Raw genomic sequence first — 13747 nt, 5'->3', positions numbered from 1 at the left:
TTTATGAAACCGGAAAACAAACTTCCCGTACTGGCGCGCATTTCAGACGAGATGAGAGCGGTGCTGAATGTCCGACAGGACGATCTGCCGCCCTGGCCGTCCGCCGATGACGTGGCAGCCATGCGCCAACACTACATTCTTGAGCGCCGCTTCTGGAACGCGGACGCACCGCAGATGCCAACGCGTGAATATGCCATCCCCACGTGCTGGGGAGAGGTGACAACACGCCTGTACAGCCCAGCGCCAGACAGTCAGGCAACGCTGTTCTATCTGCACGGCGGCGGTTTTATTCTCGGCAATCTGGATACCCATGACCGCATCATGCGCCTGCTGGCAAGCTATACCCGGTGCACGGTCATTGGCGTCGACTATTCGCTCTCGCCTGAAGCCCGCTTTCCGCAAGCCATAGAAGAGACCGTTGCCGCCTGTCAGTTTTTTCATCAGCAGGCGGACGACTATCAGTTGAATATGACGCGAATTGGTTTTGCCGGTGATTCCGCTGGCGCGATGCTGGCGCTCGCCAGCGCGCTGTGGCTGCGCGATAAGCACATCTCCTGCGGCAACGTAGCCGGGGTGCTGTTGTGGTATGGCCTGTATGGCCTACAGGACTCGGTGAGCCGTCGGCTGATGGGCGGCGACTGGGATGGTCTCAGCCGCCAGGATTTGGAGATGTACGAAAAAGCGTATCTGCGTAATGTCGACGATCGCGAGTCGCCGTACTATTGCCTGTTCAACAACAACCTGACGCACGAGGTGCCGCCCTGCTTTATCGCCAGTGCGGAGTTTGACCCGCTGATCGACGACAGTCGTCTGCTCTTCCAGACGCTGGCGGCGCACCAGCAGCCCTGCGAATACAAAATGTATCCCGGCACGCTGCACGCCTTTCTGCACTATTCGCGCATGATGAAATCTGCCGATGACGCATTACGCGATGGCGCGCGTTTCTTTACCCAGCAGATAAACGCGCTGCGTTAGTTAGCGATACGCGGCCGTCAGTTTCAGCATCATATCGATATGTTCCGGTGCGGCATTCAGCGCCGGAATATATTCATACTTTTTGCCGCCCGCTTCGAGGAAGACTTCTTTATTCTGCACCGCAATTTCTTCCAGCGTCTCCAGGCAATCTGCCGCGAAGCCCGGACACATCACCTGAACATGTCCCGTCCCCTTCTCACCTAACATCTTTAGCGTTTCGTCAGTGTAAGGCGTCAGCCACGGCTCACGACCAAAGCGCGACTGGAAGGTCATCATCACTTTTTCCGGCGGCAGGCCGAGTGCAGAGACCAGTTCACGGGTGGTGTCGCGACAGCGCTGCGGATAGTCGTCGCCTTCGTCAGCAAAACGCTGGGGGATACCGTGATATGACAGCAGCAGTAAATCCGGTTCACCGTGTTCAGCAAACGAGGCACGCGCACTGCTTGCCAGCGCGTCGATATAGGCGCTGTCATCGGCATAATCGCGAATAAACGACAGACCCGGAATACGGCGTTTACGTTCCAGAATCCGCGCCAGTTCATCCCAGACGGCGGCCACGGTTGAGCAGGAATATTGCGGGTACAACGGCAGCACGACAATGTGATCAACGTGGTTCGCCAGCAGCTCGTCCACTGCGCTTTCCAGCGACGGCGAGCCGTAGCTCATGCCCAGCGCAACCGGCGTATCCGGTAAGCGCGCGGCAAGCGCCTGCTGCTGTTGACGGCTGTAGACCATCAGCGGCGAGCCGCCTTCCATCCAGACAGACTGATAAAGCTTTGCCACGCGCGGGGCGCGCAGCGGCAAAATAACGCCGCGCAGCAGCGGCCACCACAACACACGAGGCGTATCGACGACGCGTTTATCGCTCAAGAATTGCCGAAGATAGCGTGTTACCGCCGCCGGAGTGGGGGCATCGGGGGTCCCAAGATTAGCCAGCAGGATACCGGTTTTCGTCTGACGCATTACCGCCTCTTATCGATTCAAATTGTTGATAATTGTAGCGGAAAAGCGAGTAAGAAGAACTAATTGCTGCGAGAGGTAAGACGAGAATTTGCCTGATGGCGCTAACGATGCCGGTAGGTCGAATAAGGTGTTTACGCCGCCATCCGGCACCCATTGCCTGATGGCGCTGCGCTTATCAGGCCTACAAAGCAGGAATACAGTTGTAGGCCGGATAAGGTGCTTGCACCGCCATCCGTCACCCATTGCCTGATGGCGCTGCGCTTATCAGGCATACAAAGCAGGAATACAGTTGTAGGCCGGATAAGGTGCTTGCACCGCCATCCGGCAGAACAGCCTTAGCCGAGGATTTTTTCCAGAGCAGAGCGAACCTCAGCGACGGCCTGAGTCCCGTCAACTTTCGCGTATTGGGTGTTACCCGCGGCCGCTTCTTTCTGGTAGTAACCAATCAGCGGCGCCGTCATCTGATGGTATTCCACCAGACGTTTACGCACGGTCTCTTCCTGGTCGTCTTTACGGGTGGTCAGCTCTTCACCGGTCACATCGTCTTTACCTTCCACTTTCGGCGGGTTGAATTTGATGTGGTAAACACGGCCAGACGCAGCGTGCACGCGACGACCCACGATACGGTCAACGATCAGCTCATCCGGTACGTCGAATTCGAGAACATAATCCACCACGATGCCCGCTTCTTTCATGGCGTCAGCCTGCGGAATCGTGCGTGGGAAACCATCTAACAGAAAACCGTTACGGCAATCTTCCTGCGCGATACGCTCTTTTACCAGCGCGATCACCAGCTCATCGGTCACCAGCTTGCCGGCGTCCATGATGTCTTTCGCTTGTTTGCCCAGCTCGGAGCCAGATTTCACGGCGGCACGCAGCATATCACCGGTGGAGATTTGCGGAATACCATACTTCTCCATGATGAACTGAGCCTGAGTTCCTTTACCCGCGCCCGGAGCGCCAAGCAGAATGATACGCATTACGAAAATCCCCTTAAAGGTTGTCGATATTTTTAAAAAAGCGCTAAACGATACCACCATCACGCATTTGTCTCAAGGAAGCGGGGTAAGGCTGAAACGGTTAATGAGGGGAAAATGCGCGAAAAAAAGCCGGATGGCGGTGCAAGCACCTTATCCGGCCTACAAAAGCAGCTTTAACCGTAAGCCAGATAAGCGTCAGCGCCATCCGGCCTACAAAAGCAGCTTTAACCGTAGGCCAGATAAGCGTCAGCGCCATCCGGCCTACAAAAGCAGATTTAACCGTAGGCCGGATAAGCGTCAGCGCCATCCGGCCTACAAAAACAGCTTTAACCGTAGGCCGGATAAGCGTCAGCGCCATCCGGCACTACAAGCCGTTATCAGGAAACCAGCAGCTGGTTCATACGACGGATGAACTGGTTCGGATCTTCCAGCGTGCCGCGCTCGGCAAACAGCGCCTGATCCAGCAGCAGTTCAACCCACTCGTTGAACTTCGCGTCGTCCTCGGTATCCGCGGTGCGTTTCACCAGCACGTGATCCGGGTTGAGTTCAAAGATGTATTTCACTTCCGGCACGTTCTGACCCGCCGCCGCAAACAGTTTCGCCATCTGCGTGCTCATTTCGTCCGCATCGGTGGTGACAATCGCTGGCGTATCGGTCAGACGGTGCGTCAGACGCACGTCTTTCACACGGTCGCCCAGCAGCGTTTTCACGCGCTCAACGAACGGTGTCAGCGCTTTTTCCGCTTCTTTCGCGCTTTCATCCACCTCATCGGCCAGCTTGTCGATAGACTCGTCCGCTTTGGCGACGGACTGGAACGCCTTACCGTCAAACTCGGTCAGGTAGTTCATCATCCACTCGTCAATGCGATCGGAGAGCAGCAGCACTTCGATGCCTTTCTTACGCAGCAGTTCCAGGTGCGGACTGCTCTTCGCCGCCGCATAGCTGTCGGCGGTGATGTAATAAATCTTCTCCTGCCCTTCTTTCATGCGGGAGACGTAGTCTTCCAGAGAGACAGTCTGCGCAGAAGAGTCGGTATGCGTCGACGCGAAACGCATCAGTTTGGCGATGGTTTCCTGGTTAGCGTGGTCTTCCGCCGGACCTTCTTTCATCACCAGACCGAACTGCTGCCAGAAGGTCTGGTATTTTTCCGCATCGTCTTTCGCCAGTTTTTCCAGCATCTGCAGAACACGTTTGGTCAATGCGCTACGCAGATTGCGGGTTACCGTGCTGTCCTGCAGAATTTCACGAGAGACGTTCAGCGGCAGATCGTTAGAATCGATCAGACCGCGCACAAAGCGCAGGTAGTTCGGCATAAACTGCTCGGCGTCGTCCATGATAAAGACGCGCTGAACATACAGCTTCAGGCCGTGCTTGTGATCGCGGTTCCACATGTCCCACGGTGCCTGAGACGGGATATACAGCAGGCTGGTGTACTCCTGCTTCCCTTCCACACGGTTGTGGCTCCAGGTCAGCGGATCGGTAAAATCGTGCGCGATATGCTTGTAAAACTCGTTGTACTCGTCGTCTTTGATTTCCGACTTGTTACGGGTCCACAGCGCCTGCGCTTTGTTGATTTTCTCCCAGGAAACGACGGTTTCGCCGTCTTTCTCTTCCTGTTTTTCAATCTCAACCGGCAGCGCGATATGGTCGGAATATTTGCTGATGATGGAACGTACACGCCAGTCATCGAGGAACTCGTCTTCCCCTTCACGCAAATGCAGCGTGATTTCCGTTCCGCGATCGTCTTTGGTGATATCGCCAACGGTGTATTCACCTTCACCCGCCGACTCCCAGAACACGCCATTCTCCGGCTTGTCGCCCGCCGCGCGGGTGCGGACGGTCACTTTATCCGCCACGATAAACGCGGAATAGAAGCCCACCCCAAACTGACCGATCAGTTGGCTGTCTTTCGCCTGATCGGAGCCCATAGATTCGAGGAAAGATTTGGTCCCGGACTTCGCAATGGTCCCCAGGTGATCGATAACGTCATCACGGTTCATCCCCACGCCGTTATCGGCAATGGTCAACGTACGCTTATCTTTATCGAAGGAGACGCGCACACGCAGTTCACCGTCACCTTCATAGAGGTCCGGGTTCGACAGCGCGCGAAAACGCAGCTTGTCTGCCGCATCGGAGGCGTTAGAGATAAGCTCACGCAGGAAGATTTCTTTATTGGAATACAGAGAATGGATCATCAGATGCAGAAGCTGTTTTACCTCTGACTGAAACCCACGAGTTTCTTGTCCTTTCATGTAGATCTACCTCAACAATGCCATTTTTAATGGTAAAAAACACGTTGAGAGGGAAATGGGGACAACCGTGGGGGATTTCAAGCGGAGGTCGCGAGTGCAACCTCCGTTTGGTCAGAATTTAATCTTGTGACGTCCTGCCAGAGAATGCGACAGCGTGGTGCCGTCCACCATCTCCAGTTCACCGCCGATCGGCACGCCGTGGGCGATACGGCTGGCATCAACGCCATATTGCGCGCAGAGCTCAGCAATGTAGTTCGCCGTGGCTTCCCCTTCAACCGTCGGGTTAGTCGCGAGGATCACTTCACTGAGCTGCTCTGAAGAGAGGCGCTGCTCGAGTCTGTCGAGACCGATATCATCCGGCCCGATACCGTCGAGCGGTGACAAATGCCCCATCAGCACGAAGTAGCGCCCGGAAAACTGCCCGGTCTGCTCAATCGCGTAGATATCCGCCGGACTCTCGACCACGCAAATCTGGCCGTTTTCCCGACGACGCGGATTCGAACAGATATTGCAGACATCCTGCTCGGTGAAGGTGCGGCAATCGGCACAGTGGCCGATTTCCGACATCGCTCGGGTGAGCGCTTGCGCCAGGCGCATCCCGCCGCTGCGGTCACGCTGAAGCAGCGTAAACGCCATGCGCTGCGCCGACTTCGGGCCAACGCCCGGCAGACAGCGCAGTGCTTCCATAAGCTGAGTTAACAGCGGGCTGGTTTGCATCAGAACGGCATCTTAAAGCCTGGCGGCAGTTGCATACCGGAGGAAACAGAGGCCATCTTCTCTTTCTGGGTCTCTTCAATGCGACGGGCAGCATCGTTGAATGCGGCAGCAACCAGATCTTCCAGCATATCTTTGTCATCTTCGAGCAGGCTTGGGTCGATCTCCACACGACGGCAGTTATGCGCACCGTTGATGGTCACTTTCACCAGACCCGCGCCGGATTCACCGGTCACTTCCAGCTTGGCGATTTCTTCCTGCATCTGCTGCATTTTTTCCTGCATCTGCTGGGCCTGCTTCATCAGGTTACCCAGACCGCCTTTACCAAACATAGGCTTCTCTCTCAATCACGTTAAGGGATGACAATCATAAGCGTCGCTTACGATCAAATGGGGCGGATACTCTCTTCATCCAGATCTGCATCGAAGAATCGACGCAGGGTCTGGATGTTGTTATCCGCAACTATCGACTCGCGCGCCTGCGCAAGTTTCTCTTCATAAATCGCCTGACGCCACTCCAGCGGCGTTCGCACCGCCGGATTATCATCTTCTACGATGGTCAGTTCAACCGCTGATCCCGCAAGCGCACTCAGCGCTTCCGCCAGCTTTTGCTGCGCACCGCTGGAATTCAGGTGCCGCTGACTGGAACGTAAATGCAGACAGACCGCATTACCATTTTCTTCTTTCCAGGCATTGAGCGCGACCTGCTCAACCAGTTTTGGCAGTGAAAGCTGACTCACCTGCGCTGCCCACGGGTCGCGTTCAATCGCTTCCGCCGCCAGCTTGGCTGCCAGCTCCGGCGTTTTCTCATGCTCCAGCGCTTTCTTCAGCGCCTTCGGCGTCGCCACCACCTCTTTCACTTCAACAACGGGCGTCGTCGCCTTCCAGCGATAAGCTTCTTTCTTCGCTGGCGCTTGTTCGAGTGCAGACGGCGCAGGACGAGCCTGCACGCGTTCTGATACCGAAGCCAGTCTTTCCAGCGCAGCGTTATTCACCGGCCGCGCGCGGGGTGCGGCTGCCGGTTCATTCTTTTTTGCTTTGGTTGCTCCCTGCGCACGTTGCAGCTGGTTGCGCGCCGCCAGTACCTGACTGGTGGATTCCGGCAGGGGCACTGCCGGGGTTTGCTGCGCGGGTGCTGACTGCTGTGGCACCTGCGTCGGCGTCATCACCGCCGTTGGCGCAACAGGGGCAAACGATTGTCGCGGAACCTCGGGTTCCGCAAGCGGCATACGCGGGTGAAACGCCAGCGCCCGCAATAAGGTCATTTCAACGCCCATGCGCCTGTCCGGCGCGTACGGCAGTTCTTTACGGCCAATCAGCAGCGTCTGGTAATAAAGCTGGACGTCCGCAGGCGGCACGGTGCGCGCCAGTTCACGCATGCGCACTTCAATCGCCGCCATGTCGCTGCCCAGCGCAGATGGAGAGAGCTGAACCAGCGCGATACGATGCAGCAGGCCAAGCATTTCGACCAGCAGCGCTTCCCACTCAATACCTCGCGCAGCGGCCTCGTTGACCAGCGTCATCACCCTCTCGCCGTCGGCGGCTATCACCGCTTCAACCAGCGACAGAGCCTGATCGTCATCCAGTGTGCCGAGCATCGCACTCACCGCCTGGGTGGAAACCTGACCATCACCGCTGGCAATCGCCTGATCCGTCAGACTCAGCGCATCACGCAGGCTGCCATCCGCCGCACGGGAAAGCAGTTGCAGCGCGCGCGGCTCGTGGGCGATCTGCTCTTCGTTAAGAATGTGCTCAAGCTGATGGCGGATCTGATCAACATCCAGCGCCTTGAGATGGAATTGCAGACAGCGGGACAAAATGGTCACCGGCAGCTTCTGCGGATCGGTCGTCGCCAGCAGGAATTTGACGTGTGAGGGAGGCTCCTCAAGCGTTTTGAGCAGTGCGTTAAAACTGTGGCGAGACAGCATGTGCACTTCGTCGATCAGATAGACTTTGAATCGGCCGCGCGCTGGTGCGTACTGGACGTTATCCAGCAGGTCCCGGGTATCTTCAACTTTGGTGCGCGAAGCGGCATCAATCTCAATCAGATCGACAAACCGCCCCTGCTCGATTTCACGGCAGTTATCACACACGCCGCACGGCGTGGCGGTAATGCCGGTTTCGCAATTCAGCCCCTTTGCCAGCAGACGGGCAATAGAGGTTTTACCGACACCCCGGGTACCGGAAAAAAGATATGCGTGGTGAATACGCCCTAACGACAAGCCGTTCGCCAGTGCGGTCAGCACATGTTCCTGGCCGACGACGTCAGCAAAGGTTTGTGGGCGCCATTTTCGGGCTAAAACCTGATAACTCATTGGCTGGCTCTGAAACGCTGGAAGGTGGATTCATAGGGGGGAATGCTAACACAACCTCGCCCATTCAGCGAGGTCATGTCTCTTGCTATTGCTTCAGACGTGGACAGCCTGAATCAGTGTCCCGGGAAGGGAACCAGGCTATAGCAGTTGATGCCCTGTTGCGCCAGGCGCTGTTCGCCGCCGAGGTCAAACAGATTGATGATGAACGCCGCGTCGGTCACTTCGCCACCCAGGCGACGGATCAGTTTCACGGTCGCTTCAATCGTGCCGCCGGTCGCCAGCAGATCGTCAACCACCAACACTTTGTCACCCGCCTGGATCGCATCAACGTGGATTTCCAGCTGATCGGTGCCATATTCCAGTTCGTAGCTTTCAGCGATCGTTTCACGCGGCAGTTTGCGCGGTTTACGCACTGGCACAAAGCCAACGCCCAGACCCAACGCTACCGGCGCGCCAAACAGAAAGCCGCGTGCTTCGGTACCGACAACTTTGGTAATGCCTGCATTTTTGTAACGCTCAACCAGCAATTCGATGCTGAGCGCGTAAGCTTTCGGATCTTCCAGTAAGCTGGTGACATCACGGAAAAGAATGCCCGGTTTCGGGTAGTCCTGAATGCTTTTAATGCTATTTTTGAGAAACTCAAGCTGCTGTGCAGTCGCGGTCATAAGTTTGTGCCTGATTAATACGGTGTTACTTCACGGCGCACTATACACTTCATCCTTCAAGCTGCCTCTTTGTTGGCTGCCTTCATTCATCCCAGTCACTTACTGATGTAAGCTCAGAGATTCATTCAGTTGCCGCCTCGATGTACCTTGAATGACAGTGTGTATATAGAATAGAAGGTCAACATTAATTTGACCCGGCGCGCCTGTGCTCGAAAACGGTCGAATTTACTGGCTACCGCCCGCAATTGCAACCGCGATTATTGCGCTTCAGTGCTTTTGTTGCTTTTCGTCAATCACCGGTATTCGCCACATAAATATCAGCAGACAGACCAGGATCACCAGCAGCAGGATCCGCACCCACCACATCGGCGTCAGCCACAGCGATATGGCGAAGGTAATGAGGATCATCACGATCGCGCGGGGCTTAACGCCAGCCGGCATAGCCTTATATTTCTGCCAGAATCGCAAATAGCTGCCAAACCACGAGCGGTAGAGTAACCAGTCATGGAAACGCGGCGATGAGCGGGCGAAACACCAGGCTGCCAGTAAGATAAACGGTGTCGTCGGCAATACAGGCAACACGACGCCCAGTGTCCCCAATACAACCGCCAGCCAACCCGTGATGATTAAAAGGATTCGTTGCATAATAAAGGCATATCGCAAACCAGAACGCTACTTTAGCATAACAGTTATCATTTTCATCGGAGTGTTAAATTGAAAACCGCCATGCTGCTGCAAAAGCTGGACGATCAGCTCGCTCTCCTGCGCCAACGCTGCGCGCCGATGGCGCAGCATGCCACACTCAGCGCCCGCTTCGATCGTCATCTTTTTCAGACCCGCAGCACCCTTATTCAGGCCTGCCTCGAAGAAGCAGAAGGCCATCTTCAGGCGCTGCGTCAGGCGGTTGAACAGCAGCAGCTACCGCAGGTTGCCTGGCTTGCGGAGCATTTGGCGTCGCAACTGGAAGCTATCTCCCGCGAAACCGCCAGTTGGTCACTCCGGGAGTGGGACAGCGCCTCGCCGGGCCTGGCACGCTGGCAGCGCAGGCGCATCCAGCATCAGGAATTTGAACGACGTTTGCAGGAAATGACCGCGCAACGCAAGGCGAGACTGGCTCAGGCCACCCGCCTGGACGAGCAACAAACGCTGCAACGCGAAGTGGAAATCTATGAAGGTCGTCTGGCGCGCTGTCGTAAGGCGCTCGACAATATTGAACGTGTTCTGGCGCGTTTAACCCGCTAATCCCTGGAGACGCTATGTCACTTGAAAACGCCCCGGATGAGGTCAAACTGGCCGTCGATTTGATTGTCCTGCTGGAAGAAAACCAGGTCGCCCCCGCCACGGTGCTGAAAGCGCTGGAAATCATAAAGCAGGATTATGAAAGGAAAATAGAACAGCTCACTTCAGCACAGAAGTGAGCTGCCTTTTGACGACGTGAGGGGTTAGCCCACCGCAGGCGTCGGATCGTCGCCTTTGATCTCGCGTTTAACTTCCGTCACCTCATCGCCCTTCTCATTGCGCAGATGCACTTCAAGCTGGTTAAAGGCAATATCAATGTTGTTTTCACGGCACAGGCGATCGATAGACCGGTTCAGTTCATCAACCGTATGGCTACGATCGCGCAGTTCGCGCACGTACAGACGCAGCTCGTGATCCAGAGTACTGGCGCCGAAGGTGGTGAAGAATACCGCCGGCTCGGGATCGTGCATCACTTTAGGATGCTCCAGCGCGGCCTGAAGCAGGACTTTCTTCACTTTATCCAGATCCGAACCGTAAGCCACGCCGAGGCGGATCACCAGACGGGTGGTAGTATCGGACAGCGACCAGTTGATCAGGCGCTCGGTGACAAACGCCTTGTTCGGGATGATCACCTCTTTGCGATCGAAATCGGTAATGGTGGTCGCACGGATACGGATCTTGCTGACGGTACCGGAGAACGTGCCGATCGTTACCGTATCGCCAATCCGCACCGGACGTTCGAACAAAATGATCAGACCCGAGACAAAGTTACCGAAGATCTCCTGCAAGCCGAAACCGAGACCGACCGATAAGGCCGCCGCCAGCCACTGCAGTTTATCCCACGACACGCCGAGCGAACCGAAGACCGTCATCGCCCCTACGGCAATGATGATGTAGTTAAGAATTGTGGTGATGGCGTACGACGCCCCCTGGCGCATTTTCAGACGCGACAGCACCAGCACTTCCAGCAGACCCGGCAAGTTGCGGATCAATGCCCAGGCCACCATCGAGGCGATAATGGCAAACAGCAGGCTGCCCATCGTCACGCTTTTCACTACCGCAGCACCCGCTTCGGTGCCGTTGTAGTGCCAGAGCGTGATGCTGTCGAGATAGCTGAACACGGTGATCAGATCGGACCAAATTGCCCAGAACATTACCGCGAACAATGAAACCATCAGCAGCATCGTGATACGCAGCGTTTGCTGGTTCACCTGCTCCAGCGCGATGGTTGGCTCTTCCTGCGGCTCCGCCCCTTCGGCCCCTTCCTTCACCAGATTCTGACGACGCGCCAGCGCACGACGCCAGGCAATACGCCGCGCTGCGACGCTTAACCCGCGCAGCACCGTCTGGTAGAGCAGGTTCCAGATGATGACCAGATAAACGGTCTCAATCCAGCGGCCCGACAGTCGCAGCGTGGTGTAGAAGTAGCCGGTTGCCGTCAGCACCATCAGCGCAATCGGGATGATTGACAGGATAGTGATCGTCACCAGGCGCAGACCATGCGACTCTTTATCCCGCCAGCTTTCGCGGCACATCGGCCACACCAGAAACGCAATCAGCAGCAGGTTGAGGAAAATCATCGCCTGCCCCAGCACATCGTCCATCAGATGCAGTGGAGAAAGTTCAGCCACCACAGACCAGAAGTGCAACGGCAGCAGCGCCAGGCTGATGCGCACAATCTGGCGACGCCAGTGGCTGGTCAGTTGCGCTGGCATACCGAAATGGCGAATCGCCACCCCGTCTTTTTCGAGCACTTTCCAGCACAGGCCGAAGACCAGCCAGAAGATTGCCAGCTTTTTACTGAATGCCCACAGCAGATCGCTGATGTTCAGTTGCATGGTCAGCAGAATCAGGCCGGCGGCCAGGATCAGCAGGCACACCGGCAGCGCGCGGATCAGGTCGATCAGAATCGCTTTCGGCGTGTTCAACTGGCTGTCATTGCGCAAAGACCCCACTGCAGCAGCGAGTTTCTGTTGATACGCTTTCAGCCACTTCAGACGCCAGCGAATCAGCCCGGCAATCAGCAGTAGCGGCAGCCCGGCCAGGAAGGCGATAAACACCGCCGGCCACGCTTTTTCCCAGTTCACCGTAATTTTCATCGACTTGAACTGATCTTTCAGCGACTGCGGGAAGGCTTTGATCCAGTCCCAGTCCATTGGCCGGTTACTGTTCACCCAGAAGATTTGCTGGGTCAGGATCTCTTTCAGGCTTTTCGAAACGCTCATTAACTGCTGCTGATTTATTTGCAGGTTAATGGCCATCATGAGCTGATTACCCAACTGCTTGTTGAGTTGATCCAGCAGTTCGCGGCGCATATCGACAACCTGCAACAGCGCGTCGTGGACTTCGTCATTCACTTCATTACTGTGGCCTTCTTCCAGCTTGGCCACGAATGCATCGTTCTGGAACAGCGCGTCACGCTGTTGGTTGACTTCGAACTGCTCAAGACGCAGGTCCGCAATGCGGTTGGTCATATCTGAGAGTTCATCTGCCGACGGCAGAGTTTGCTGCTGTTGATAGAGAATACGCGACAGCAGCAGGCTGCCTTTCAGCACCGCGATTTGTTCTTTGATGTTGCGTTCGGATTGCAGCGCACGGTCCAGCCAGTTTTTGACCTTGATGTTCTGCTGCATCAGCGAATTGCCATTTTCCGTCGCAGTGATCAGGCGCTGGCTGAGCTGATGGTTGATTTCCAGCTCCTGTTTCACCAGCGGATTGGCCTGGATCCGCGCGGTTTCATCCGGCGAAATGGCCTCCTGCGCCGTCTTTTCCGTTAAGGTCAGACGTTTGTTATTCACCGCCTCCTGCAGTAACTGCAATTGATGCTCAAGCCGGTTGCTGTTTGCGGTGACGTAATCGCGCTGCTTTTGCAGGGTGTCCTGCAACACCGTATTGCCTTCCAGGCTTTTACGTTGTTGATCGATTTGGGCATTCAGTAGCGTTTGCTGCGCCTGTAAAAGCACCTGCTGAGTGGGTCGCAACGCCGCTTCGCCCACATTGGTGCCATCCAGTCGGTTACGGATCTGCTGAAGTTGTTGAGAGGCCGTGTACATCGCATTTTGTACACGCTCGGGCTGCGTTTGCAGAGATACCAACTGGCTGTTATAGGTGGCGAGATCGTTTTGCGCGTTCTGTAAATCATCCAGTACCTGCGCCACGCGCAGTTCTAACTGGCGTAATGAAAGCGTACTGAGCGTCTTACGCGTTTCATCATCATTATCCACATCGCTGAGGGCATTCAGGGCTTCTGTCGCCTGACGCATTTTTTCCGGCGCCTGTGCCACGCGCTGACGAAGCTGAGTCGTCTCGTCTTTCACCCGCTCGATTTTTTCCAGCGTTGCGATGGTCTCGAGAAGATCTTGCTGAACCAGTTTATCCTGCGCGGAAAGGTCTTTCTGCTTATTGAGCGTATCCAGTTGGCTTTGAACGTCCGCCTTCGACGGCAAATCGCTGTTTGACGACGCGCGGGCAAGCGCCAAAGACTGGCAGGACAGCATCAAGATGAAAACAGCCACCGTGATGAAAACAAGGTGCTGTACACGTTTATAGAGCTGCAACATAGTCATGTGAATGAAGGTTTCTGAACCGAAAAGACGACCGAAGATAGTCAACGCGCAAGAATATCACGGCTCTGTCAGACAGAAT

Annotated in this window: 13 protein-coding genes and 1 other annotated feature; of the genes, 4 read left to right on the top strand and 9 right to left on the bottom strand. The window is 55.8% G+C overall.

The genetic code is table 11. The features are described 5' to 3' along the window. Window positions 1–3 precede the first annotated feature (3 nt). A complete protein-coding gene (gene aes, locus OGY35_RS14160; RefSeq protein ID WP_286632593.1) occupies window positions 4–975 on the top strand; it encodes an acetyl esterase in 972 nt (323 codons plus the stop codon). On the opposite strand, the gene hemH is transcribed toward aes, so the two are convergent. Then, on the bottom strand, window positions 976–1938 hold the full coding sequence (gene hemH, locus OGY35_RS14155) for a ferrochelatase (protein ID WP_152405616.1): 963 nt from the start codon (window positions 1936–1938) through the stop codon (window positions 976–978). It abuts the gene before it with no gap. 335 nt (window positions 1939–2273) lie between these two features. Beyond that, window positions 2274–2918 carry an adenylate kinase gene (gene adk, locus OGY35_RS14150; protein WP_286632592.1) on the bottom strand — a complete coding sequence of 215 codons (645 nt, stop codon included), beginning with the start codon at window positions 2916–2918 and terminating at the stop codon, window positions 2274–2276. On the opposite strand from adk, the gene OGY35_RS14145 reads away from it, so the two are divergent. Further along, the gene (locus tag OGY35_RS14145; RefSeq protein ID WP_286632591.1) at window positions 2908–3330 is read left to right on the top strand and encodes a hypothetical protein; all 423 of its coding nucleotides are present in this window, start codon (window positions 2908–2910) and stop codon (window positions 3328–3330) included. The genes adk and OGY35_RS14145 overlap by 11 nt on opposite strands. Here the strand turns inward: OGY35_RS14145 and htpG are convergent. The 6 genes from htpG to OGY35_RS14115 all read right to left on the bottom strand — a co-directional run bounded on the left by htpG (window position 3296) and on the right by OGY35_RS14115 (window position 9508). Next, entirely contained in the window at window positions 3296–5170 is a 1875-nt protein-coding gene (gene htpG / locus OGY35_RS14140; protein ID WP_178828165.1) for a molecular chaperone HtpG, read from the bottom strand. The genes OGY35_RS14145 and htpG overlap by 35 nt on opposite strands. Window positions 5171–5281: 111 nt before the next feature. Further along, window positions 5282–5887 (bottom strand): recombination mediator RecR, encoded by a 606-nt coding sequence (gene recR, locus OGY35_RS14135; RefSeq protein WP_286632590.1) that lies wholly within the window; start codon window positions 5885–5887, stop codon window positions 5282–5284. After that, window positions 5887–6216 carry a YbaB/EbfC family nucleoid-associated protein gene (locus OGY35_RS14130; RefSeq protein WP_040460340.1) on the bottom strand — a complete coding sequence of 110 codons (330 nt, stop codon included), beginning with the start codon at window positions 6214–6216 and terminating at the stop codon, window positions 5887–5889. Before OGY35_RS14130 ends, recR begins: the two co-directional genes overlap by 1 nt. Before the next feature lie 53 nt (window positions 6217–6269). Then, window positions 6270–8198, bottom strand: coding sequence for a DNA polymerase III subunit gamma/tau (gene dnaX / locus OGY35_RS14125; RefSeq protein WP_286632587.1), 1929 nt, complete (start codon window positions 8196–8198; stop codon window positions 6270–6272). After that, window positions 6873–6937, bottom strand: a sequence feature (DnaX frameshifting element). It overlaps the preceding gene by 65 nt. 113 nt (window positions 8199–8311) lie before the next feature. Continuing rightward, complete coding sequence (gene apt, locus OGY35_RS14120; protein ID WP_046477047.1) at window positions 8312–8863, bottom strand: adenine phosphoribosyltransferase; 552 nt, start codon at window positions 8861–8863, stop codon at window positions 8312–8314. Between the two features lie 267 nt (window positions 8864–9130). Further along, entirely contained in the window at window positions 9131–9508 is a 378-nt protein-coding gene (locus OGY35_RS14115) for a DUF454 family protein (protein WP_152405622.1), read from the bottom strand. A gap of 69 nt (window positions 9509–9577) precedes the next feature. Here OGY35_RS14115 and priC point away from each other — a divergent pair, with 69 nt between their 5' ends. Next, window positions 9578–10105, top strand: coding sequence for a primosomal replication protein N'' (gene priC, locus OGY35_RS14110; protein ID WP_187696638.1), 528 nt, complete (start codon window positions 9578–9580; stop codon window positions 10103–10105). A gap of 14 nt (window positions 10106–10119) precedes the next feature. Then, a complete protein-coding gene (rsmS, locus tag OGY35_RS14105) occupies window positions 10120–10281 on the top strand; it encodes a pleiotropic regulatory protein RsmS (RefSeq protein WP_152405623.1) in 162 nt (53 codons plus the stop codon). A 24-nt stretch (window positions 10282–10305) separates the two neighbouring features. Here the strand turns inward: rsmS and mscK are convergent, their stop codons facing one another. Beyond that, on the bottom strand, window positions 10306–13668 hold the full coding sequence (gene mscK / locus OGY35_RS14100; protein WP_152405624.1) for a mechanosensitive channel MscK: 3363 nt from the start codon (window positions 13666–13668) through the stop codon (window positions 10306–10308). Window positions 13669–13747: the final 79 nt, after the last annotated feature.

The organism is Citrobacter sp. Ct235 (assembly GCF_030332305.1).
GTDB lineage: Bacteria > Pseudomonadota > Gammaproteobacteria > Enterobacterales > Enterobacteriaceae > Citrobacter_A > Citrobacter_A telavivensis.
Note: the sequence above shows the minus strand (reverse complement) of the source record. Positions and strands in the feature narration are given on the sequence as shown.